The following is a 24079-nucleotide window of genomic DNA, read 5'->3' on the forward strand; positions in this document are numbered from 1 at the left end:
TGAATTTAATATGGAGGAAATTTTTTGAGACCTGATGGAAGAAAACCAACTCAGATAAGACCTGTAAAGATAACAAGAGATTTTAATATTTATGCGGAAGGTTCAGTATTAATAGAAGTTGGCAACACAAAAGTAGTAGTTACTGCATCTGTAGAAGAAAAAGTACCACCATTTTTAAGAGGATCAGGGCAAGGCTGGATAACTGCAGAATATTCAATGCTTCCTCGCTCTACAGAAAGTAGAAATATAAGAGAAGTTGTAAGAGGTTCTCCTTCAGGTAGGACTCAAGAAATACAAAGACTTATAGGTAGATCTTTAAGAGGAGTTGTAGATTTAAAAAAATTAGGTGAAAGAACTTTATGGGTTGATTGTGATGTTTTACAAGCAGATGGTGGAACAAGAGTTACATCTATAACTGGAGCTTTTATAGCAGTTGCTGATGCAATGATTAAACTAACAGAAGCAGGAAAAGTAAAATCTAATCCTTTAAAAGATTTTATAGCTGCAATATCTACTGGTGTGTATGGAAATGAAGTTGTTTTAGATCTAAACTTTAAAGAAGATTCAGCGGCTAAAGTAGATATGAATCTTGTAATGACTGGAAGTGGAGAGTTTGTAGAGATACAAGCAACAGGTGAAGAGTTTACATTTTCTCAAGAACATCTAAATAAAATGATTGAATATGGAAAACTTGGTATAGAAAAATTAATAAATATTCAAAAGCAGTTTATTGAAGGAGTACCTTCACTTGGACATTGGAAAAGAAAGGATATAAAAGAATTTTACTTTGAGGATAAATAATTAGGAGGCTGTTGTTAATGGATAATTCTCTTGTTATTCTTGGTTCACAATGGGGAGATGAAGGAAAAGGAAAAATAGTTGATCTTTTAGCTGAAGATTTTGAATATATAGTTAGATACCAAGGTGGAAGTAATGCAGGCCATACAGTAATTGTTGGAGATAAAAAGTATGCCCTTCATTTAATACCTTCAGGAATATTACATGAAGGTAAGAAAAATATTATTTCAAATGGTATGGTTGTTTCTTTTGAAGAGCTTTTAAAAGAGATGGATAAAGTAAAAGAAGTTGTTGGAGATTTTGAAGGAAAGCTTTTCATAAGTGATAGAGTCCATATTGTTTTTCCTCATCATAAAATCTTAGATATGCTTTCAGAAAAAGCAAAAGGAAAAAATAAAGTAGGTACTACATTAAAAGGAATTGGTCCTGCTTATATGTCTAAGTATGCAAGAACAGGAATAAGAATAGCAGATTTATATGATCCAAACTATTTTAGAACAAGACTTGAATCTGCAGTTAATGAAGCAAAAGAAATAGCAGAAAAAGTATATGGAGAAACTATTAATATAGATTTAAATAAAGTTTACTTTGAAACATTAAAAATGTTTGAAAAAATAAAGCCTCTTGTAGCAGATACTTCATTAATGCTTTATAAAGCATTAAAAGGAAACAAAAAAGTTTTATTTGAAGGTGCTCAAGGAACAATGCTTGATATTGATATGGGAACTTATCCTTATGTAACATCCTCAAATTCTTCAGCTTTAGGACTTTGTAATGGTACAGGAGTTTCACCAAAGCAGATTGGAAAAGCAAAGGTTTATGGTGTAAGTAAAGCATATCTTACAAGAGTTGGAGCTGGTCCATTTCCTACAGAGCTAAACGATGGAATTGGTCAAAAACTAAGAGATGAAGGCCATGAATATGGAACAACTACAGGAAGACCAAGAAGATGTGGATGGCTTGATTTAGTAGCTTTAAGATTTGCATCTCGTATAAATGGAATGGATGGAATAATTATTACAAAATTAGATGTATTGGATCATTTTGACGAAATAAAAGTAGCTACTGCTTATGAGTATGAAGGAGAAATAATAAAAGATTTTCCTGCATCTTTACAAGTTCTTGAAAAATGTAAACCTATTTACAAAACTTTAAAAGGCTGGGATAAATCAACAAAAGGAATAAAGAAAAAAGAAGATATTCCAAAAGAAGCTTGGAAATTTATAGAAACAATAGAAGAAGAGACAGAAACACCGGTAGTAATGCTTTCTACAGGCCCAGAAAGATCAGAATATGTATGGATATAGTAAAGAAGAAAGATTTGGGTATTCAGTTTTAAAGTTGATAAACTTCCTAATGCTTTAAATTATGGGAAATATTGATATTTACCGAGATATTTTTATAATTCAAAAATTGATGTATATTTATCTGTAGAGATTATTATAAATAAATTGACTTCGTTTCAAATTTTTATTATTATAATTAATAATAATTTTATTATTATAATTAATAATAATTATTATTAAGGAGGATGGAAATGAAAAAACTAACTGCAGTTTTAGGTTCAGCTTTGATGTTCTCAGTATCTTCTTTTGCTTCTGATACAGATCTTTTAAATCAGGCAAAGAATCTTTTTAAACCTTTACCAAAAGTAGCTAATAATCCTGAAAATCCTGTAACACAAGTGAAAGTAAAACTTGGAAAAATGCTTTATTATGACACAAGACTTTCAAGAAGTAATATAATTAGCTGTAATTCTTGTCATAATTTAGCAAGATATGGAGTTGATAATACTCCAACATCTGTAGGACATAAATGGGCAATAGGTCCAAGAAATGCTCCTACTGTTTACAATGCGGCTCTTCATATTGCTCAGTTTTGGGATGGAAGAGCAAAAGATGTAGAAGAACAAGCATTAGGTCCTATATTAAATCCAATAGAAATGGGAATGCCTACGAAAGAAAGAGTTGTAAAGGTAGTAAAATCAATTCCTGAATATGTAGAACTTTTCAAAAAAGCTTTTCCAAATGATTCTGATCCTGTTAAATTTGAAAATATTGGAAAAGCTATTGGAGCTTTTGAAAGAACTTTAATGACTCCTTCAAGATTTGACGAATTTTTAAATGGAAATACAAATGCATTAACAAAAAAAGAAAAAAGAGGCCTAAAAACATTTATTTCAGTAGGTTGTGCAGGATGTCATAATGGCCCAGCTATAGGTGGAACAATGTTTATGAAATTTGGACAAGTTGAGGAATACTGGAAAGAAACTTATCCTTATGTATTAAAAGAATCTCCTGCAATAAAAGTTGATTTTGGTAGATTTGGAGTTACAAAAAATAAAGCAGATATGTTTGTATTTAAAGTACCATCTCTTAGAAATATAGCTGAAACTTATCCATACTTCCATGATGGTAGTGTATGGAAATTAGAAGATGCAGTTAGAATAATGGCTAAAACACAGCTTGGTAAAGATTTAACAGATCAACAAGTTGAAGATATAGTTGCATTTTTAAAATCTTTAACAGGAAAACTTCCTGAAGATGCTTTAAAAACACCTGTTTTACCACCATCAACAGATAAAACTCCAAAACCAGAGTTTTAAAATTTGAAGGGGGCTTTAGCCCCTTCTTAATTAATATTTATCAACAAAATTTTTAAAATTAGATATTAATTTTAATCCTGCCTTTTGACTTTTTTCCGGATGAAACTGAACAGCCCATATGTTGTCTTTTTGAATTGCAGAGCAAAAATCAGTTATATAATCTGTAGTAGATGCTATATCTTCCTTATTTTCAGGTTTTGCATAATAAGAATGAACAAAGTAAAAATATTCCCCTTCTTTTATATCTGAAAATAAACCTTCTTTTTGTTTTATCCAAACCTGATTCCAGCCCATATGAGGAATTTTATAACCTTCTTTATTCTCAAATCTAACAACTTTTCCTTTTAATACTCCAAAACCTTCATGTTCTCCAAACTCATACCCATATTCAAAAAGAAGTTGCAGTCCAAGACAAATTCCAAAATAAGGTTTTCCTTCTTGTATATGATTTATAATTTCATCAAAAAGATTAAATCTTTTTAGGTTATGAACTGCATCTCCAAAAGCACCAACACCGGGCACAACTATAGCTTTAGCATCTTTTATATCTTTTGGATTTGATGAAACCTTTATATTAAAGCCTACTTTCTCAAAAGCTTTTGCTACACTTCTTAAGTTTCCCATTCCATAATCAACAACTACAATCAACTTATACCCTCTTTTATATCTTTTACAATATTTTTAATTCCTTCAAAATCTTTCATTCCTTGAAGTTTAACAACTGCACTACCAACTATAATTCCATCACAAAACTTAGATAAAATTTGAGAATGTTCTTTTTTTGAAACACCAAAACCAACAGCAACATATTTTCCTGTAATATTTTTTATCTCATTTATTTTCTGTTTTATCTCTTCCCAAGGCAAAGTATCTCTTGCTCCTGTAATACCTGTTAAAGAAACATAATATATAAAATCATCAGAAAATTTACTTACTAATTTTATTCTTTCTTCATCTGAGGTTGGTGCAAGTAGAAATATAGTTTTTAAACCTTCTTTATTTGCAATTTCTTTAAACTCAGTAGCCTCTTCAGGTGGTAAGTCTGGTATTATAAATCCATCAATACCATTTTCTTGCGACTTTTTACAAAATTCCTCTACACCAAATCTAAAAACAGGATTGAAATATGTCATTAATATTAAAGGAATGTTAGGATTTTCTTCTTTTATCTTTTTTGTTATATCAAAAACATTTAAAGGTGTAATTCCATCTTTTACTGCTTTTTCATGGGCAACTTGAATTGTTGGACCATCAGCTACTGGATCAGAAAATGGAAGGCCAACTTCTAATATATCTGCTCCACTATCTATTAAAGCTTGAGCTGTTTTTATACTATCTTCAATAGAAGGATAACCTGCCATAAAATAGCATATTAAAGGTTTTCTTGTTTCAAAAACTTTTAAAATATCTGCCATTACTCACCAAACATAAGATTGTTTTTAATTATTATACCAGTTAGAATTTATTCTAAATATAAATTAAAGCTTCCAATTGTAAAAGATATACTCATTTTTACAGGAATATTTAGTTTTTTATCTATCCATATAATCCAGTTTCCTGTAGGTTTTAAAAGTCCTCTTGTTTTAAAATTTGGATGTAGCCATACTTTTATTGTTTTATATTTTTTGCCATTTACTTTTATAGTTTCATTTTCATTTAATACTTTAAAAGGAACTTTATAACCTTTTCCATCATAAAATATATTTAGATTACCTTCTTTCTGTTTTTTTACAATGGTATAAAGATATATAGAAGATGTAAATGGGTCTTTATAGTTGTTATTTTTTATTTTTTTCTCAATCTTTTTCCTGAAAATATATTGATTATCTTTTAATCTATATTCTGTTTTTTTGAAAAATATATAATCTTTTGAAAAAGTATATTCATGGATAAATTTTATTTTTCCTTCTTTTTGGACAAAGTAAAACTTTTTAGAATCTAAATTTTCTTTGTTATAAATAGCATATCCTGAATATTCAACTTTTTTAAATAAAGAGCCTATAGGTGTTGAATGAGCTTTTGCAGTTATTTTTCCATTTTCATATATAATACAGTCTTCAACTAAAGGTAAAAAAAAGTAATAACCTTTATAGCAGGTTTTTAAAGTTTCTGCTTTTAAAAAAGAAAAAAAGATAAGGAATATTAAGAAAGCTTTCTTCAAAATCCTATTTCCTTTAAAAAGTTTATTAATATCTCATTAAATTTTTCTGGATTTTCAAATGGTGGAAGGTGCGCCGCATTTTCAATTTCCTGATATTTAGAACCTTTTATACCATCTGCTATTATTTTTACTATTTCTGGTGGTGTTACTTTTTCATCATCTTTTCCTGCTATAACTATAGTAGGCACATCTATTTCTTTTAATATAGGTAAATTATTTTCTCTATTTGCTAAAGATGTAATTGCATTAATAATTCCTTGTTTTGTTGCTTTTCTCATTATACATTCAAGCTCTTTCATTTTTTTATCATCTTTTTTTGTAGCTGGTGAAGTTTGAACTTCAAGCATAGCTTCTATAAGAAAATCTATTCCCTCTTCTTTCACTCTTTCAATAGTAGCTTGTCTAACTTTTTTTTGCTCTTGAGTATCTGATTCTGCTCTTGTTGATACAAAAACAAAACCTTCTATAAGTTTTCTATGTCTTCTCCACATATCAAACATTATATATCCACCCATAGAATCACCAACAGGAACAACTTTTTTAATTCCTGCTTCATATAATTTAGAAACTATATAATCTGTGTATTGTCTTAAATCTTGGAATGTATCAAAAACAGGAGTATTACCAAATCCTGGATAATCTACTGCTATATAAGAAATTCCTTCTTTATTTAAAGCTTCAAACTGATATTTATACATATCACTATTTAATGGAAATGCATGTAAAAATAATACTGCTTTTTGAGCTGATATTTTCATTTTTATCCTCCTTTTTTATTTTTAAATATTAAATGGATCTCTTATATCTTTTAAAAGAGATTTTACACCTTCGTATTTACCACTGCAAATATTATCATTTTTAAGCATAAGCCATTGGTCATAATTTATTGGTAAGAAATCAAAAATAGAACCTAATATGGCTGTTGGTAGTAAAAAATATCTATTTAATTCTAGTACTGGTTTTTTTATATTTAAATAGTTTAATGCAAATTGAAATAACTCTTTGTAAGTTATTATTTTTGGACCGCAAAGTTCATAAATATTATTCTGTTTAAAATCTTCAACTACTTTAATAAAACAATCTCTAACATCAAGAACATTAACTGGTTGCAATTTCCCTTTTGGAGCTACAAAGAAAGGTAAATATCTTGCTACTTGTTTAAACTGTTTAAATAAAAGCTGTTCTTTTCCTAATATAATAGAAGGTCTAAATATTGAATAATTTAAACCTGAAGATTTTATTACTTGCTCTGCCATTGCCTTTGTTTTTTGGTATCTGCTTTTAGATTTTATATCTGCACCAAGAGCTGACATCTGAATAAAATGTTTTACTCCTACTTTTTTAGAACCAATAATTAGTTTTTCTGTAAAGATATAATGAACCTTTTCAAAGGTTATATTATTTTTTCTATCTTCTTTTAAAATACCAAGCAAGTTTATAACTATATCAGGTTTTGTGTCTTCTACTATTTTATTTAACTCTTCTGAAAATTTTAGCAGCTCTATATTCTCATTTATATTCAATACATTTTTTGCTTTTTCAAAATTTCTTACAGGAAGGATTAATTTATATTTTTCTGAAAGTTTATTTGCTATATATCTTCCTACAAAGCCTGTTGAGCCTGTAATTAAAATTTTCATTGTTTTGGTAAATATACTTTAAAACTTGAGCCTTCTCCAAGTTTACTATCAACTTCAACTTTACCTTTATGAGCTTCTGTAATATGTTTTACAATAGAAAGGCCAAGACCTGTTCCACCAACACTTCTACTCCTTGATTTATCAACTCTGTAAAATCTTTCAAATATTAAAGGTAAAGCTTTTTTAGGAATACCTATTCCTGTATCTTTAACTTCAACTACTATATATTTTCCATTTTCAAAAGAGTTTACTTCAACTACTCCATTATCTTTATTATATTTTATAGCATTTTCTATAAGATTTTTAAAAAGTATAGATAATTTTTGCTCATCTCCATATATAATTGAATTTTCTTTTATATTATTTTTAAAGTTTATATTTTTTTCTTTTGTAAGATGAGATAAATCTTCATATACATCATTTATAAATCTTTTTAAATCTATCTGCGTTTTTACTACTTTATCTTCTTTTGATTCAAGTCTTGCAATAATTAGAAGATCATTTATTAATGTATCCATCTGATTTATTCTTTTTAAAGCCATAGATATAAATCTTTTTTTATCTTTATCCTTTTCTTCTTGGTCTAAAGTTTCTATTGCTCCTTTTAATACTGCTATAGGTGTCTTTAGCTCATGACTTACATTTGAGACAAAATCTTTTTTTGCTTGTTTGTAAACTTCAAAAGGGGTAATATCTGTAAGATGCACAAACTTTTTATTATCTATGTTATAAACTTTTACTAAAAATTTTTTACTATCTATTATTATTTCAGTTTGATAAATATCTTCATTATATTTATGGGATACTATTGAATATAGATAATTGTTTTTTATAACTTCTGAAAAATGTTGACCTTCAGGCTCTTTTACTCCAAGAAGATTTTCTGCATATTTATTTGCATAATTTACAATTTTATTTTCATCTATAACAATAATTCCTTCATTTAAAAAATCTAAAAATTTTAAAAATGTCTTTAAATCTGCAATATTTATTTTTTTAGGATTTTCCATTTTCATCTACTTCTTGATGTCTAAGCATTTTTCCTTCTTTCATATAAATTACTTCTTCTGCAAGATTTGTTGCTATATCTGCTATTCTCTCAATATTTGAAGCAACTGTTATTAATCTTATTCCTACTTTAATATTTTTAGGATCTTCTACCATATATGTATAAATTTCTCTTATTATCTGCTCATTTAATGCATCTACTTTATCATCTCTTTTAATAACATCTCTTGCAAGTTCTGTATCTAAGGTTTCAAGACATTTTACTGCATCTTTTACCATTTTTAAAGCTATATCTGACATTAAAGGTAAATCAACATATTCTTTAAGTTTTGGTTTTTTAATAATTCTTTCTGCTTGCTCTTTTATATTTTCTGCATGGTCTGCTATTCTTTCTAAATCTCTATTTACAAATAAATCCATTATTAAAAATCTAAGTATTTTTGCTTCTGGCTGGTATCTTGCTATAGTTGTAATAATTAAACTTTCATTTTCAACTTCTAATTTATCTACAACTTCTTCTAAAGCTTCTACTGTTTTTAATGGTTCTGGATTATGTTCTACAATAGATTTTACTGCATTTTCTAACATTCTTACAGATAAATCTGCCATTTCTATAAGTTTGTTTCTTATTTCTTCAAGTTTTGGTTTTATAAGCATTTTCTTTTACCTCTTATCCAAATTTTCCTGATACATACTCTTCTGTTAATTTTTTAGAAGGTGATGTAAATATAATATCTGTTTTATCAAATTCAACAAGTTCTCCAAGATACATAAAAGCAGTATAATCTGAAACTCTTGCCGCTTGTTGCATATTATGAGTAACTATTATTATTGTTACATCTTTTTTTAGCTTAACAACTAATTCTTCAATTTTAGCAGTAGATATTGGATCTAAAGCAGATGTTGGCTCATCAAAAAGAAGCACTTCAGGCTCAACTGCTAAAGCCCTTGCTATCACTAATCTTTGTTGCTGACCACCTGATAAACCGTTAGCAGATTCATTTAATCTATCTTTAACTTCATCCCATAAAGCAGCTTCTTTTAATGCTTTTTCTACCTTTTCTTCTAAAACTTTTTTATCTTTTATTCCTCTTAATTTTAAACCATAAGCCACATTATCAAATATGCTCATTGGAAATGGTGTTGGTTTTTGGAATACCATTCCAACTTTTGTTCTTAGTTTGATTAAATCATAATCTTTGTCTAAGATATTTTCATTATCAAGTAAGATTTTACCTTCATATCTGTTTCCTTTATATAAGTCATGCATTCTATTGAAACATCTTAAAAGGGTAGTTTTTCCACATCCAGAAGGGCCTATTAAAGCAGTAACTTTATTTTCATATATAGGCATTGTAATACCTTTTAAAGAAGGTTCTTTTGCTCCTGCATACCAAAACTTCAGATTTTCAACTTTTATTTTTTCTTTTTCAGACATTAAAATCCTCCTATCCTTTATAACGGAGATGTATTATAGCTCTTGCTACTATTGTAACAATTAGGATAAAAAATGTAATTATGAAAGATGCTGCCCAAGCTTTAGAGTGCCAGTCATCATAAGGACCCATTGCATATACAAAAATAGTAACAGTTAAAGAAGATATTGGTTCATTCATATTTGTTGTGAAGTACGCATTATTAAATGATGTAAATAGTAAAGGTGCAGTTTCTCCTGCTACCCTTGATATTGAAAGAATTATTCCTGTTAAAATTCCTGTAGCGGCAGCTTTATAAACAATATCTTTAATTACTTTAAAATAAGTTGCTCCAAGTGCAAATGCTGCTTCTCTTAAACTCCAAGGCACAAGAGAAAGCATATCTTCTGTAGTTCTTAAAACAACTGGTATCATAATAAATGCAAGAGATGCAGCACCAGCCCATCCGTTGAATCCTTGTATTTTATCAACTAATTTATTAGTAAGTATTATAAATGCTAATACACCTACAATCGTTGAAATTAAAGCAATAACAAGACCTATAAATTTACCTGCAGAAGCAGTTTTTATACTAAAAAATTTATTTACTATAATATTTAAAATTCCACCAAATATGATAGCTATTATTGCAGATAAAAATGCTACTGCAAGTAGCCCTCCCCAATTTATATGACCAATAGGTTTAACTAATATTGCATAAATAAATGTACCAACAACAATAGATGGAACACTTACCATAATATCAGAAAGAGTAGAAACAGTTTTTGCAAATTTTGAACCTCTTGCATACTCTGCTATAAAAGTACCTGCTAAAATTCCTAAAGGAATTCCCATTATAGTTGCATAAAAAACTATCTCAAGCTGGCCTATAAAAGCATTTCTTAAACCACCACCTGGTACACCGGGAGGTGCTGGATCTTCTGTAAATAGTTCAATATTTAATCCTGAAATGCCATGTCTTAAAACATCAAACAAAATAAATCCAAGCCAAAAAAGCCCAATAAAAGCAGCTACTGTAGAAAGTAAAAGAGCTATATAACTTTGAATTTTTCTTCTTTTTACATATGCTTCATTATAAATCATTATGATAGCTCCTAAGCTTTATCTTGAGTAATTCTTTTCTGCTTTAAGCAAGAAGAATTTTGCTATTGCAAGTATCACAAAACTTAAAATAAATAATAAAAATGCTAAATAGAATAAAGATGAAAGGTATATATCTGTATCTGCTTCAGTAAACTCGTTTGCTAAGGTTACTGTAATAGTTGCTGCTGAATCAAATAAAGAGGTTGTAATTTGATGATTATTTCCAAGAACAAAAGCTACTGCCATAGTTTCTCCTAATGCTCTACCAAGAGCTAAAACAACACCACCGTATATACCAAGTTTAGCATAAGGTATCATAATATCTTTAACTACTTCCCATTTTGTAGCACCAAGAGCATAAGCAGACTCTTTCATTATATTTGGAGTTAGATTTAAAGAATCTCTTGCAATACTTGCTATAAAAGGGATTATCATAATACTTAAAACAACACTTGCAGTAAAAAGATCTACACCTTGAGGCTCACCTTCAAAAAGTTTCCCAATAATAGGAATATGTCCTAAGGTTTTTTGGATAGCAGGTTCTATATAATCTGCCATTAAGGGAGCAAGGGTAAATAAGCCCCACATACCATATATAATACTTGGAATTGCTGCTAGCATCTCGATAGCTATTCCTATTGGAGATTTTAGAAGATAAGGAGATACTTCACTTAGGAATATAGCTATACCTATGGCAACTGGTAAAGCAAAAATTAAAGATAATACAGTTGTAATAATAGTTCCATATAAAGGAGCCGCTGCACCAAAAATTTCTCTAACAGGATCCCAATCATTTGTAAGAATAAAATTTATAATCCCAAACTTATGGATAGCCAAAGATGATTCATTATAAAGAACTAAAATTGTTGAAAATACTAAACTTAAAACTAAAAAAGATGCAAGAAAAGCAACAGTTCCAAATATTATATCTGCAAAAGGATATCTTCTAAGTCTTTTCATTATTACCTAACCTTATTAGAATATATTTAAAATTATAACAAAAAAAGGGGGCTTTTTAGCCCCCAAGTAGTAGGTTTAGTAGCAGCAGGAGATTAAGGATTTATTCCTTTTTCTTCCCAGTATTTATATATTTTTCCTTTTAATTCTCTTGGTAATGGAACATAATCAAGTCTTAGTGCTATTTGATCTCCATTTTCAAAAACCCATTTAAAGAATTTATTAACTATTTTATTTCTTTCTTGTTTTTCTCTAGGTTCTAATACAAATGGAGTTCCTGCGATAGGCCATGCATCTTTTCCTGGAGCATTTACAAGCCAGAGATAGAAATGTTTTTTAGGATCAAAATTTGCAGTTGCAGCTGCTGCTTTAAATGTATCAACTGATGGTGCTACAAAATTTCCAGCTTTATTTTTCATTATTGCATGAGAAAGTCTGCTTTGTTTTGCATAAGCATACTCAACATATCCTATTGAATATTTTAATCTTTTAACATAGTTAGCAACCCCCTCGTTTCCTTTACCTCCAATTCCTACAGGCCATTTTACAGATTTTCCAGCTCCTACTTCTTCTTTCCAATCTTGACAAACTGCTGATAAATAGTGAGTAAATATAGCAGTTGTTCCAGAACCATCTGATCTGTGAACTACAGTAATTTTTTTATGTGGAAGGTTTAAACTTGGATTTAAATTTTTTACTTTTGGATTATCCCAGTACTTTATATGTCCCATATATATGTGACATAAAGTATATCCATCTAATCTTAATTGTCCTGGCTTAACTCCTGGGATATTAACAACAGGTACTACACCACCAATAATTACTGGAAATTGATAAAGTCTTTTTTCATCTAATTGCTTTGGTTTTAATGGTGCATCTGAAGCACCAAAATCAACAGTTCTATTTGTAACCTGTCTTATTCCACCACCAGAACCTATTGATTGGTAGTTTAATTTAACTCCTGTTTCTTTGTAATACTGATAAGCCCATGCTGACAATACTGGATAAACAAAAGTAGAACCAGCTCCAGTAATAGTTTCTCCTGCAGTTGCAAAAGAAACAGTAGCAGCAGTAGCTACTACTGCAGATAATAATCTTTTTTTCATTTTAGTTTTCCTCCTATTTATAAATTTTTATTACCATTTAACTTCAGCAGTTAACATATAATCAATTGATTTATCACTAGATTCATGGTTACTTGGATCATAATAAATAGTATTTAATATAAATTTTACATATTTATTGTATTGATAAGCTACACCAGCAATTATATTTTGTTTAGTATAGTCACTATAAGTTTTTTTATTAACATCTGTATATTGGCTATTCACTGTCCAATGATCATATCTTGCTAAGAAAGAAACTTTATCTATTGGTCTAATTTCACCATTTATACTCCATCCATGTCCATCTTTACCAGATGAATTTGGAGCATCGTTAGTCATTATATGTCCTGCTATAAGGAACATAGGGTTGTTATATACGGCATGGATACCAAGCATATTATTTTTGCTACGTCCACTGTCTATACCTGCTAAATATCTTCCATAGAAAGATACATTTGCCCAGCTATCTTTTGTTGCATGAACATGTTTTTTTCCTGTTCCAAGAAGATGAGCAGTTAATCTCCATTCAAAACTTTGACCACTTCCAGTTTTTTCTCCGTGATAACCACTGTCATTAAATAAACCCATTTCACTGCTAAAGTAATCTGTTTTTGTTTTGAAGTCTATACCAGGTGATGCAGAGTTTATTACATGAGCTGCATGAGAAGTTTCAACGAATGTTTCAGAAATTGATCTATAAAGCCATCCATGGTGTTCTTCATAATCTATCCAAGGTCTATGAACTTGTCCAAATTCAACACCTGTATAAGGTAAAACATTATCTAAATAAAGGTAAGCATATTTAAGTCTAACTAACCAACTACCATTATCTTTCTCTTTTCTATCATCACTTTTATTTTGAAAAGTATCAATAGTAAGTCTTACATAATCTTTGCTATTTTTGTCAAAATAAGCTTTAACTTGGAAATAGTTTCTTCTTGTTTCAAATCTACTTACATCAGTCTTGCGATTATTTTTTGCATTGGAATTATTTTTGTCATACTGACTGTAAGTATAACCCAGGTAATGTACTCCATTGAACTTTAATAAAGCTGCTTTAGTTTTTACTTCCACAGCCATAGAAGATGAAAATAATGCTGCTACTCCAAGAGTTGCTAAAACTTTTTTCTTCACTTTTCAAACCTCCAAATGTTAATTATTTGGTAGTTATTGTAATAATTGAATATGAAGATATTATTAAGTTTTTGTTAAGAAATCTTAACATTTCTTAAAATTTAACAATAAATAAAAATCTGATTTATACTAAATAAAAATAAACCTAAGGAGATATATTAAAATAAGAAGCTGGGCAGAAGTTTATACAGATTTATTAACTGGAAATTGTGAAAAAATATACAAATTTTCAAAAAAAGATATTATTGCAGTAGTAAAAGCAGATGCTTATGGACATGATTCTGTAATTATCTCTAAAACCTTAGAAAAAATCCCATTTGTAAAAATATTAGCAGTAGCTACTGCTGAAGAAGGAAAGATTTTAAGAGAAAAAGGTATAAAAAAAGATATTCTTGTTTTAGGTGGAATTTTAAAAGATGAGATTGAATATTTTAATAAATACTCTTTAATTCCTGTAATTTCAGATTTTGAAAGTTTAAAATTAGTAAATTATTTAAAAAATAAAAATATCCATATTAAGTTTGATACTGGAATGTCAAGACTTGGATTTTATAAGAAAGATATAAATAAAATTATAGATTTAGTGAAAAGCTATGAAATAAAAATAGAAGGCTTAATGAGTCATTTTCCTTCTGCAGATATTGATAAAGAGTTTACTTTAAAACAGATAGAAGATTTTAAAAGTATAGTTAATCTTTTTAGAAAAAATAAAATCTATCCAGAATATATCCATATCCAAAATAGTGCAGGGCTTATTTATAAATGTGATTTTTGCAATTTAGTTAGAGTTGGACTTGTTTTATATGGTGAAAAACCATTTGAAGATTTCCCTTTAAATATTAAAAATATAATGTATTTAAAAGCAAGATTAATCTCTATTAAAAACATAAAAAAAGGTCAAAAAATATCTTATTGTGGAACCTTTAAAGCAAAAAAAGATATGAAAGTAGGTATTGTTTCTTTTGGATATGCAGATGGTCTTCCAAGAGCAGTATCAAATAAAGGATATGTTTTAATAAAAGGAAAAAAGGCATATATTATAGGAAATATTACAATGGATATGACAATTGTAGATTTAACAGATATAGATGCAAAAATTGGTGATGAAGTTATAATAATAGGAAAATCAGGTAAAGAAGAAATAAAATTTAGTGATATTGCAAAAATATCAGATACTATATCTTATGAGATAATGTGTGGAATATCTAAAAGAGTAAAAAGAATTGAAAAGGTGAAAAATGGGACAAGGTAATCTTTCTATATTAGTTGTTGATGATGAGGAAAATATAAGAAATTTAGTTCAGGATATTTTAGAAGATGAAGGATATTTTGTAGAAACTGCCATTTCAATAAAAGATGCAAAACAGAAGTTAAAAGAAAAAGAGTTTGATATTATTTTCCTTGATGTATGGCTTCCTGATGGAGATGGTATAGAGCTTATTTCTGATATAAAACAATCAAACAAAAATGCAAAAATAGTAATGATTTCTGGCCATGCAAATATACCAATTGCAGTTAAAGCTTTAAAGCTTGGTGCTTATGATTTCTTAGAAAAACCTATATCTACAGAAGCTATTTTAGCTATTTTAGAAAAAGCTGAAGAAGAGATAAAAAAAGAAATAGAGTTTGAGTTTTTAAAACAAAAAGAAGAAACAGAAATTCAGATTATTGGGGAAAGTCCTCCAATAAGAAAACTAAAGCAACAGATTCAAAAAGTGGCAAAAACAAATGCATGGGTTTTAATTTATGGAGAAAATGGCACAGGAAAAGAACTTGTAGCAAAATCAATCCATTATTTATCAGATAGAGCAGATAAACCTTTTGTTGATATTAACTGTGCGGCAATTCCTGATGATTTATTTGAGGCTGAACTTTTTGGATATGAAAAAGGAGCATTTACAAATGCAGTATCAAGAAAAATAGGAAAACTTGAAATTGCAAGTGGCGGAACATTATTTTTAGATGAAGTAGCAGATTTAAGTTTAAAAGCTCAAGCAAAGCTTTTAAGAGTTTTAGAAGAAAAAACTTTTACAAGACTTGGAGGAAACCAAAAAATAAAGGTTGATTTGAGAGTAATTTCTGCTACTAATAAAAATATAGATGAAGAGATAGAAAAAGGAAATTTTAGGCAGGATTTAGCTTTTAGATTATCAGTTATACCTTTAAAAGTGCCACCTCTTAGAGAAAGAGGAAATGATATTATTTTACTTGCTGAGCATTTTTTAAAGGTTTCTTGTATTGAAAATAAAATGGATATTCCAGAGATTTCAGAAGAAGTAAAAAAAGCATTTTTAAAATATTTATGGCCAGGAAATGTAAGAGAGTTAAAAAATCTTATGGAAAGACTTTGTATCTTTAGCACTGGAAAAATAACCATTGAAGATTTACCTGATTATATTACAGGGAAACAATCAAAATCTGTAGGAATAAACTTTGGTATAAGACCTTTAAAAGAAGTAAGAGAAATGGCAGAAAAAGAGGTTATCAAAAAAGCCCTTGAAAAATATGGAAATAAAAATCTAAAACAGATAGCTAAAATCTTAGAGGTAGATTTATCTTCTTTATACAGAAAAATAAAGCAGTATAATTTAGACTAAATTATTTATATCTTCTTAAAAGCTCTTCCTGAATATCTTGTAAACTAACCCCTGCATCTACAAGTGCCATTATAAGATGAAATAAAAGATCAGATGCTTCATAAACAATCTCATCTTTATCTTTATTTTTTAGGGCTATAACAGTTTCAACTGCCTCTTCTCCAACTTTTTGTATTATTTTATCTGAACCTTTTTCAAACATTTTTGCAACATAAGAGTTCTCAGGTTTTTCTTTTCTTCTACTTTCTATTTTTTCGTAAAGTTTATGGAAAATCTCATAAGCATCAGGTTTTTGATCTTCTTTAAAATCAATATCTCTATAAAAACAGCTTTCTTCTCCTGTATGGCAAGCTACTCCATAATCTTTAACTAAATATAAGATACTATCTTCATCACAATCTATCTTTATTTTTACTATTTTTTGTTTATTACCAGAAGTTTCTCCTTTTATCCATAATTTATTTCTTGAGCGGGAAAAATAGGTTGCATATCCAGTTTCTATTGTTTTTTCTATTGCTTCTTTATTTGCATAAGCTTGCATTAAAACTTTGCCAGTATAATAACTTTGAGTAATAACAGGAACAAGCCCTTTTTCATCAAATTTTATTTTATTTATATCTATATCTATCAAGTTAGCTCCTTTCTTAAAAGGAATATTTAAGATATATTATACATTTATTCCAATTCCTTTTAAGTATAAAAATAAAAACCACGAGAAAAATGCAACACCTACAGGTATTGTAAAATTATCATCTGTAAGAATATCATCTTTACTACTTGAAATTTCTATTAATACAGTAGCTATTGTAATTAATATAGATATCCAAATATCTTTAACAAATAAAAAAAGAATAAAAACATTTGCTATAAATCCGGCAGTTGTTCCTTCTAATGTTCTTTTATTTATTATTTCTACTTTCCCAAAAAATCTACCTACAATAGTAGCAACACCATCGTATATAGCTAAACAGATTATTGAGATAGTAGTTATATTTTTGTCAAATAATAAAGAAACAATAATAAGCCCTAATGCAAGAGAAAAAGCTTGTTTTGCAGGTAATGTTTCCATATTTTCTTTTCTTTCTATAAACTCAAGAAGTATCCAAAAAGGTTCAGTAAGTTTGTTTTTTATTTTATATCTTGAAATTGGATAAAATATTACAAGCATAAGAATCATCAATATTGTAATAGAATACTTACCAAATATATTAAGAGGAATAAGAAGTAATAATATTGAAACAATATGAAAAAGCTTTCTGTAAATTTCTTTTTTCATATATTACCTTTATAATATTTTGTGAAAATTTTAGTACGAGGTTTTAATTGAAACTACCTCTATCAGTAGCTATTATAACTTACAATGAAGAGGAAAATATAGCAAGAACTTTAAAAGCAATAGAAGATATAGCTTCAGAAATAATAATATTAGATAGCTATTCAGATGATAAAACTGTAGAAATAGCAAAAAGTTTTCAAGCAAAAATATATCAAGAAGAATGGAAAGGATTTAAAGAACAAAAAAATTCATTATTAAGAAAATGCAGTCAAGAATGGATATTATTTTTAGATGCAGATGAAGTTGTTTCAAAAGAACTAAAAGAGGAAATAATAAAAGCTATAAAAAATCCAAAAGCTGATGGATATTCTATAAATAGAAAAACATATTATGCAGGTAAGTTTTTAAATCATATATGGCAACCTGATTATGTTTTAAGACTTGTAAAAAAATCTGCAAATCCAAGATGGGAAGGTGGAGATATTCATGAATATTTAAGAATAGATGGAAAAGTATCAAAACTAAAAGGATATTTATACCATTATACATATAAAGATATATATGAGCATTTTCAAAAATCTATAAAATACGCAAAGTTATCTGCTGAAGATTACTATAGACGAGGGAAAAAATTCCATTTATATAATCTTATAATAAATCCTTTTTGGGCATTTTCTAAACAATATTTTATTAATTTAGGTTTTTTAGATGGAATTAGAGGTTTAGCTGTAGCAGTAAGTTATTTTTGCAATGCTTTTTTAAAATATTTATTTTTATGGGAATTAGAACAAGAGAAGAAGAAAAAATAAACTTATTCTTTTTTTAAGAATCTATCAATTCCATCCTCACACCATGTTAGTTTTTTTTCTATACTTTTTTTTAGTTTCATATCATTTTCTGGTAAGCTTTTTCTAGAGTTTTCTGGATGATAAAGATGATAAGCAACAGCACTAAATTTTAAATTTTTTCTAAGAATTCCTTTATTTATAAGCCTTACAGCAAATTCGCTATCTTCTCTTCCCCAACCAACAAAAGTATTATCAAAACCATTAACAGCTAAAATATCTTCTTTGTAAAGGGATATATTACAACCTCTTATTCCTTTTATGGATGTTGTAATTCTTGAGAAAAGAGAAGATAAAATTTTTGATCTTATTGCATTTTTTCTGTTTTTCAAACCTTTTGAAAAGAAATTAAAATTCATTATTTCATTTGATATTGCTTTTTCTGTAAGTTCTTTATCTAATAAAACACGGGAACCTTGAATAAATAAACCTTTTTTTGAAGCATTTACATGATCATAAACAAAATGTTTATCTAATATTAAATCACCATCTATAATAATAATATAATCACCTTTTGAAGCTGCTATTGCACGATTTCTTATCATAGCTAATCTAAATCCTTTATCTTCTTGCCATACATGAATAATTGGGATTTTAGAATTTAATTTCATTTTTTCAACTAATTTTTTCGTTTCTTGTGTACTTCCATCATCTGCTATTATTATTTCATAGGGCTTATACGTCTGATTTAAAGCACTTTTTATAGTTAGCTTTAAAGCATCTGGACGATTATAAGTACTAATTATTAAAGATACTTTCACTTAGTCTTATCCTTTATAAAATTTATACGATATATTATATATAATTTTAAGTAGTTCTAGTGATAAAGATAAATTAAATATGTAAATTAAGATTTATAAAACGCAATTAAGAAAAAACCTAAAGTAATACCATATAAACAAGCTAAACAAAGTTATTCTTTTTTTTATCTTTATTAAAAAATTTTTTATAAATCCTATCAAAACCATAAACTTCATCTGATATAATAGTCAGAAAAAGTTAAAAAAATCGTTTTTAATAATTGAAACAAGTTTGGGAGGTAAAGAAATGAAGAAACAGATTTATTTCTCTCTTTTATTTTTTGTTTTTACTGCTTTTGCAGAAGATAATTTTGAGAAAGCAAGAAAAGCTTTAAATGAAAAAAATTATAATTTAGCAATTAGTTTATTAAAAGAGGATTGTTCTAATAACATTGGTAAGTCTTGCGAATTTTTAGGACAAATATATGATGAAGGATTAGGAGTAAATAAAGATTATAATAAAGCTAAATATTATTATGAAAAAGCTTGTAAGCTTAATGAGAGCTTTGGTTGCAATAATCTTGGTTATTTATATGAAACAGTAAATAAAGATTATAATAAAGCTAAATATTATTATAAAAAAGCTTGTAATTTAGGATACAAAAAAGCTTGTGGTTATTATGCAGAACTTAAAAATATAGAAAATATTCCTAAACCTTTTGGATTAGTTGTCGGTAAAACCACTCAAGAAGAATTTTTAAGAATAGTTAAAGAAAGGAATTGGAATATATCAAATAAAGGATACAGAATAATAAAAGATGATGTCTCTAATCCAAATATTTATGGTTATTTCATAGATAATATAAATCTAAAATATTTAGATACAGCTAAATTTTGGTTTTATAAAGGAATATTAATGAAAATTGATTATGAACTTAGTGAAGATATGGGAAAAAACACATTTAAAGTTTATTATGATAAATTAAAAGCAAAATATGGAGCACCAGCAATATATAGGGAACCTTATTTAGCAGAAGGTTTAGCAGAATGGAATTTTGGAAATGTAAAAGTAATATTAAGAGTTCCTTGGGTTTCAACATATACATATTTAACTTATGAAGATATAAAACTTACTCAAGAAGCAGATAAAGATGATGAAGAATACTATAAATCTTATATTCAAAAAACTTCTAAAGATATAGAAGGTTTATAATTTTTAAGAAAGGTTCTCAAGGTTAAAAACCTTTGGGAACTATTTTTATAAATCTTAAAGAGGGGTGGTCTTATGTGGAGTTGGGATGATATTTTAGAGGAAAGAAATAAGCATTTAAGCAGATTTTCAAATTTTATTGTTTTTGATATTGAAACTATTCCAGATAAGCAAATGCTTGAAGAAATTGGAAATGATGGAGAGAAAGAAAAGCACCAAAATGGAGAGTTTTTACCTATACCATTTCATAAAATTGTAAGCATTAGCTATCTTATTATCAAAAATGAAGATATAAAAATTTTTAAATCTTTTGTGTCTGAAAAAGAACAATTTTTAATAAATAACTTTTGGGATGGGTTTAGGCAAGCATATACAGGCAGAAATGGATATATAGAAATATTTCCTGTTTTAATTACTATAAATGGAAAAGATTTTGATATTCCTGTAATAAATGCCAGAAGTTTAAGATATATAGAAAATATAGATGAAACCTACAAAAAATATATAAGTATTTTCCTTGATAAATTTGATAAATGGGAAGATAAATATCCAAGATATACAAATAGATATACTCTTTATCATATAGATATTCCTCTTGATATTTTTGGAAAAAAAATGTCTTTAAAAAATTTATGTTATCTTTGTAATATACCTGTAAAGCAAGAAGGAGATGGCTCAAAAGTAGAAGATTATTTTAATAACGGAGATTTAGAAAAAATAGCAAGATACTGTAGTGAAGATGTAAAAGCTACTGCAATGCTTTTTTCATATATAAATGAGCATTTTCTTTCAAGTATGTATCTTTTTCCAAAGATAGATGATTTAGAAAATATTGAGCCAGAAATAATAAAGGATTAAAAATGTTCTTTTCAGGAAGTTATTCATTTTTAAAAGAAAATTTATTAAATCTAATAAAAAATATAGAAGTAGGTAAAAAAATTACCTTCATTGTTCATTCTAATCAGATGAAACTTTATCTTAAAGAATATCTTGTAAAAAATCTTGGGATATTAGTAAATACCGAGTTTTATACATTAATAGATATATCAAAAAGATTATCTGAGATAGAACCTCTTAATGATTTTGATAAAGAATTTATAATTAAAAAATTTTTACTTGAAAAGAATTTAGATTTAGATTCTCTTCCTGAAGAGTTTAATTTATTACTTCAACAGATTAAAGAGTATCAAATACCTATTATTAATATTAAATCAGATTTTGTTAAAGAGATAATAAATAAGTATGAAAATTTTAAAGATAAAAAATATTTTGATAGAGAAGATGTTCACCAAAAAGCAATAGAAAAAAATACAGATTTTAAAACAGATTATTTAATTATTTTTGGAATTAAATCAGTGCCAAAACTTCATCAAAGATTATTTTTAAAATTAAAATCTATTTCACAAAACATATTTGTTTTCTTGCCTTTAATAAGAAATTCAGGATATTTTCAAAATTATCAACATTTTAAAGAAGTTTTTAACTTTTATGAAGATATGATAGAAAATCAAGCAATAGAAGAAAAATCTTATGATATAAACACAAAAACAGCAAATCTTATATATAAGTTTGATTATGATTTTAAGCCTTTTGAAAATGAAAATATAAGATTATTAAAAGCAGAAAATCCTTACCAAGAAGTTGAATTTTTAGCTTATGAAATTATAAATCTTATTGAAAAAGGAAATGATTTTAAAGATATAGCAGTTATAATTCCACAGATAGAAAGTTATATTCCATATATAAAAGATATTTTCAATAAATATAAAATTCCTTATTATCTGTCTGAAGAAAATAGATATATTGATTATCCAGTTTTTAGAAAGCTATTTGATATTTTTCAATTAAAACAGGAAAACTTTTCAAAAGATTTTGTTTTAAAAATTTTAGATAGCAATTTAATTAATATTGAAGACATAGACAAAATATATAAAGAAATTTTAAATCTACCTGTAATTATATCTTTTGAGGAATGGGAAGAATATTTCTTTAAAGAAAAAGATAATAATTTATATAAAATTTTAAAACTGATTAATGATTTTACAGAAGAAACAGATTTAGAAAGCTATATAAATCTACTAAAAAATATATCAAATTTAATAAAATCAGAAGAACTTAAGCAGTTTTTAAATGAAATAATAGAAAATTTAGAAAATAATCAACTTTATAAAGAGCTTTTTCCAAAGCTAAGATATAAAGATTTTTTAGCCATATTGAAAACATTTTTTATGCAAGAGTATAAAGAAAACAAAATAAGAGCAAATACAATATCAATATTAAATCCAATTTCAGCAGAAGGAAATAATTTTAAATACATATTCTTTTTAAATCTTAATTCAGGAAATTTTCCATCTACCATAAGAGAAGAGATTTTAGCAACAGCTTCAGAACTTAATAATATAGACTATCCTTTTCATCTTCTTATGCAACAACTTTCAAATTTTGCATCAATATTAGACAAAAATAAAAAAATATATCTTTCTTATGTAGGAAATGGAATAAATGGAGAAAAAAAGGCACCTTCTTTTATTATTGAAGAACTAAAAAGAATATTAAATATTGAAATAGAAGATGTAAAAATAGATAAACCTTTAAGTAAAAAAGATTTTTATATAAAATATGCAAAATATTTAATAAATTTAGATAATAATCTAAAAGAAAAATATCAAAAAATAAAAGAAAAAGATTTAGAAAAAACAAAACAAGATTTTAAATATGATTTTGTAAACATTCAGTTTCCAATATCAGCAACAAAGTTTAGTATATATGCAACCTGTCCTTATAAATTCTTTTTTGAAGTATTAATGGAAATTTCAGATATTGAGCAGATAGATAGAGAAAAAATATCACCTGTAGATAAAGGAATTATTATCCATAAAGTTTTAGAAAATTTTTATAAAAATAAAGATTGGGAAGAACTTGAAAAGCAGTTTTTTAAAGAAATAGAAGAAAAAATAAAATTTTTAATACCTTCTTATATACCATTTGCTTATGAAGATGCAAAAATAACCTTTGACAATTTAAAAAAATTTATAGATTGGGATTTAAAAAGATTAAAAGAAGAGCAAAAAGAACCTATAATTTTAGAAGAAGCATACGAAACAAAAGATTTTAAAGGAAAGATAGATAGAGTAGATAAAGATAACAATGAAAATTATTACATTTATGATTACAAAACCGGAAAAACAAAAATAAAAGATATAGAAGAAAATATAAAAACAAAGTATATCCAGCTTTTAATATACAAAAGATTTTTAAAAGACAAAAAAGTAAAAGAGATAGGAATATTTTCTATAAATAACAAAAATGGAGATTTTTTAGCAAAAATTGATGATGAAAGTAAATTAAAAGAGCTTGATAGCTATTTATTAAGCTTGTTGGACCAATTAAAAAATAAATATTTTTATCCTCAAGAAAATGATTATTGTAAATACTGTATTTTTGAGACTTTTTGTCCAAAAGACAAACTAAAAGAGGAATAAA

Annotated in this window: 24 protein-coding genes; 9 read left to right on the forward strand and 15 right to left on the reverse strand. The window is 27.0% G+C overall.

Going from position 1 to position 24079, the window contains the following annotated elements; genetic code table 11:
- Positions 1–24 precede the first annotated feature (24 nt).
- The 3 genes from rph to CLV39_RS04435 all read left to right on the forward strand — a co-directional run bounded on the left by rph (position 25) and on the right by CLV39_RS04435 (position 3403).
- The gene (rph, locus tag CLV39_RS04425; RefSeq protein WP_121923031.1) at positions 25–801 is read left to right on the forward strand and encodes a ribonuclease PH; all 777 of its coding nucleotides are present in this window, start codon (positions 25–27) and stop codon (positions 799–801) included.
- A gap of 17 nt (positions 802–818) precedes the next feature.
- On the forward strand, positions 819–2105 hold the full coding sequence (locus CLV39_RS04430; protein ID WP_121923032.1) for an adenylosuccinate synthase: 1287 nt from the start codon (positions 819–821) through the stop codon (positions 2103–2105).
- Between the two features lie 230 nt (positions 2106–2335).
- On the forward strand, positions 2336–3403 hold the full coding sequence (locus CLV39_RS04435) for a cytochrome-c peroxidase (RefSeq protein ID WP_121923033.1): 1068 nt from the start codon (positions 2336–2338) through the stop codon (positions 3401–3403).
- Between the two features lie 30 nt (positions 3404–3433).
- On the opposite strand, the gene hisH is transcribed toward CLV39_RS04435, so the two are convergent.
- The 12 genes from hisH to CLV39_RS04495 all read right to left on the reverse strand — a co-directional run bounded on the left by hisH (position 3434) and on the right by CLV39_RS04495 (position 13928).
- Complete coding sequence (gene hisH / locus CLV39_RS04440; protein WP_121923034.1) at positions 3434–4051, reverse strand: imidazole glycerol phosphate synthase subunit HisH; 618 nt, start codon at positions 4049–4051, stop codon at positions 3434–3436.
- Positions 4048–4818 carry a tryptophan synthase subunit alpha gene (trpA, locus tag CLV39_RS04445; RefSeq protein ID WP_121923035.1) on the reverse strand — a complete coding sequence of 257 codons (771 nt, stop codon included), beginning with the start codon at positions 4816–4818 and terminating at the stop codon, positions 4048–4050. The genes hisH and trpA overlap by 4 nt, the downstream gene beginning before the upstream one ends.
- Before the next feature lie 47 nt (positions 4819–4865).
- Positions 4866–5564, reverse strand: a complete 699-nt coding sequence (locus tag CLV39_RS04450; RefSeq protein WP_170145604.1) for a DUF3108 domain-containing protein — start codon at positions 5562–5564, stop codon at positions 4866–4868.
- Positions 5561–6322, reverse strand: coding sequence for an alpha/beta fold hydrolase (locus CLV39_RS04455; RefSeq protein WP_121923037.1), 762 nt, complete (start codon positions 6320–6322; stop codon positions 5561–5563). The genes CLV39_RS04450 and CLV39_RS04455 overlap by 4 nt, the downstream gene beginning before the upstream one ends.
- A 21-nt stretch (positions 6323–6343) precedes the next feature.
- Complete coding sequence (locus CLV39_RS04460) at positions 6344–7204, reverse strand: NAD(P)H-binding protein (RefSeq protein WP_121923038.1); 861 nt, start codon at positions 7202–7204, stop codon at positions 6344–6346.
- Positions 7201–8214, reverse strand: a complete 1014-nt coding sequence (locus tag CLV39_RS04465; RefSeq protein WP_245960308.1) for a sensor histidine kinase — start codon at positions 8212–8214, stop codon at positions 7201–7203. Before CLV39_RS04465 ends, CLV39_RS04460 begins: the two co-directional genes overlap by 4 nt.
- Positions 8201–8869 carry a phosphate signaling complex protein PhoU gene (phoU, locus tag CLV39_RS04470; RefSeq protein ID WP_121923040.1) on the reverse strand — a complete coding sequence of 223 codons (669 nt, stop codon included), beginning with the start codon at positions 8867–8869 and terminating at the stop codon, positions 8201–8203. The genes CLV39_RS04465 and phoU overlap by 14 nt, the downstream gene beginning before the upstream one ends.
- Before the next feature lie 13 nt (positions 8870–8882).
- The gene (gene pstB, locus CLV39_RS04475) at positions 8883–9650 is read right to left on the reverse strand and encodes a phosphate ABC transporter ATP-binding protein PstB (protein WP_121923041.1); all 768 of its coding nucleotides are present in this window, start codon (positions 9648–9650) and stop codon (positions 8883–8885) included.
- A 10-nt stretch (positions 9651–9660) separates the two neighbouring features.
- Positions 9661–10731: an ABC transporter permease subunit gene (locus CLV39_RS04480; RefSeq protein WP_245960309.1), complete on the reverse strand. Its 1071-nt coding sequence runs from the start codon at positions 10729–10731 to the stop codon at positions 9661–9663.
- A gap of 18 nt (positions 10732–10749) precedes the next feature.
- On the reverse strand, positions 10750–11691 hold the full coding sequence (gene pstC, locus CLV39_RS04485) for a phosphate ABC transporter permease subunit PstC (RefSeq protein ID WP_121923042.1): 942 nt from the start codon (positions 11689–11691) through the stop codon (positions 10750–10752).
- 92 nt (positions 11692–11783) lie between these two features.
- A complete protein-coding gene (gene pstS / locus CLV39_RS04490; RefSeq protein WP_121923043.1) occupies positions 11784–12794 on the reverse strand; it encodes a phosphate ABC transporter substrate-binding protein PstS in 1011 nt (336 codons plus the stop codon).
- Positions 12795–12824: 30 nt separating this feature from the next.
- Positions 12825–13928, reverse strand: coding sequence for a hypothetical protein (locus CLV39_RS04495; protein ID WP_211325053.1), 1104 nt, complete (start codon positions 13926–13928; stop codon positions 12825–12827).
- 163 nt (positions 13929–14091) lie between these two features.
- Here CLV39_RS04495 and alr point away from each other — a divergent pair, with 163 nt between their 5' ends.
- Both alr and CLV39_RS04505 read left to right on the forward strand, forming a co-directional pair.
- Positions 14092–15180 (forward strand): alanine racemase, encoded by a 1089-nt coding sequence (alr, locus tag CLV39_RS04500; protein WP_281271971.1) that lies wholly within the window; start codon positions 14092–14094, stop codon positions 15178–15180.
- Positions 15167–16525, forward strand: coding sequence for a sigma-54-dependent transcriptional regulator (locus CLV39_RS04505; protein ID WP_121923045.1), 1359 nt, complete (start codon positions 15167–15169; stop codon positions 16523–16525). The genes alr and CLV39_RS04505 overlap by 14 nt, the downstream gene beginning before the upstream one ends.
- A gap of 1 nt (position 16526) precedes the next feature.
- Here CLV39_RS04505 and hisIE read toward each other — a convergent pair whose 3' ends face one another.
- Positions 16527–17153, reverse strand: coding sequence for a bifunctional phosphoribosyl-AMP cyclohydrolase/phosphoribosyl-ATP diphosphatase HisIE (hisIE, locus tag CLV39_RS04510; protein WP_407927231.1), 627 nt, complete (start codon positions 17151–17153; stop codon positions 16527–16529).
- A gap of 39 nt (positions 17154–17192) precedes the next feature.
- Positions 17193–17801: a diacylglycerol/polyprenol kinase family protein gene (locus CLV39_RS04515; RefSeq protein ID WP_121923046.1), complete on the reverse strand. Its 609-nt coding sequence runs from the start codon at positions 17799–17801 to the stop codon at positions 17193–17195.
- 47 nt (positions 17802–17848) lie between these two features.
- Here CLV39_RS04515 and CLV39_RS04520 point away from each other — a divergent pair, with 47 nt between their 5' ends.
- A complete protein-coding gene (locus CLV39_RS04520; RefSeq protein ID WP_121923047.1) occupies positions 17849–18610 on the forward strand; it encodes a glycosyltransferase family 2 protein in 762 nt (253 codons plus the stop codon).
- Between the two features lie 2 nt (positions 18611–18612).
- Here CLV39_RS04520 and CLV39_RS04525 read toward each other — a convergent pair whose 3' ends face one another.
- Positions 18613–19407 carry a glycosyltransferase family 2 protein gene (locus CLV39_RS04525; RefSeq protein WP_121923048.1) on the reverse strand — a complete coding sequence of 265 codons (795 nt, stop codon included), beginning with the start codon at positions 19405–19407 and terminating at the stop codon, positions 18613–18615.
- 286 nt (positions 19408–19693) lie between these two features.
- On the opposite strand from CLV39_RS04525, the gene CLV39_RS04530 reads away from it, so the two are divergent.
- The 3 genes from CLV39_RS04530 (at position 19694) to CLV39_RS04540 (ending at position 24078) form a co-directional block, all read left to right on the forward strand.
- Positions 19694–20599, forward strand: coding sequence for a tetratricopeptide repeat protein (locus CLV39_RS04530; RefSeq protein WP_121923049.1), 906 nt, complete (start codon positions 19694–19696; stop codon positions 20597–20599).
- A gap of 72 nt (positions 20600–20671) precedes the next feature.
- Positions 20672–21454: a ribonuclease H-like domain-containing protein gene (locus CLV39_RS04535; RefSeq protein WP_121923050.1), complete on the forward strand. Its 783-nt coding sequence runs from the start codon at positions 20672–20674 to the stop codon at positions 21452–21454.
- Positions 21455–21456: 2 nt separating this feature from the next.
- Positions 21457–24078, forward strand: coding sequence for a PD-(D/E)XK nuclease family protein (locus CLV39_RS04540; RefSeq protein ID WP_121923051.1), 2622 nt, complete (start codon positions 21457–21459; stop codon positions 24076–24078).
- Position 24079: the final 1 nt, after the last annotated feature.

Source organism: Hydrogenothermus marinus, from assembly GCF_003688665.1.
GTDB classification, from domain to species: Bacteria; Aquificota; Aquificia; order Aquificales; family Hydrogenothermaceae; genus Hydrogenothermus; species Hydrogenothermus marinus.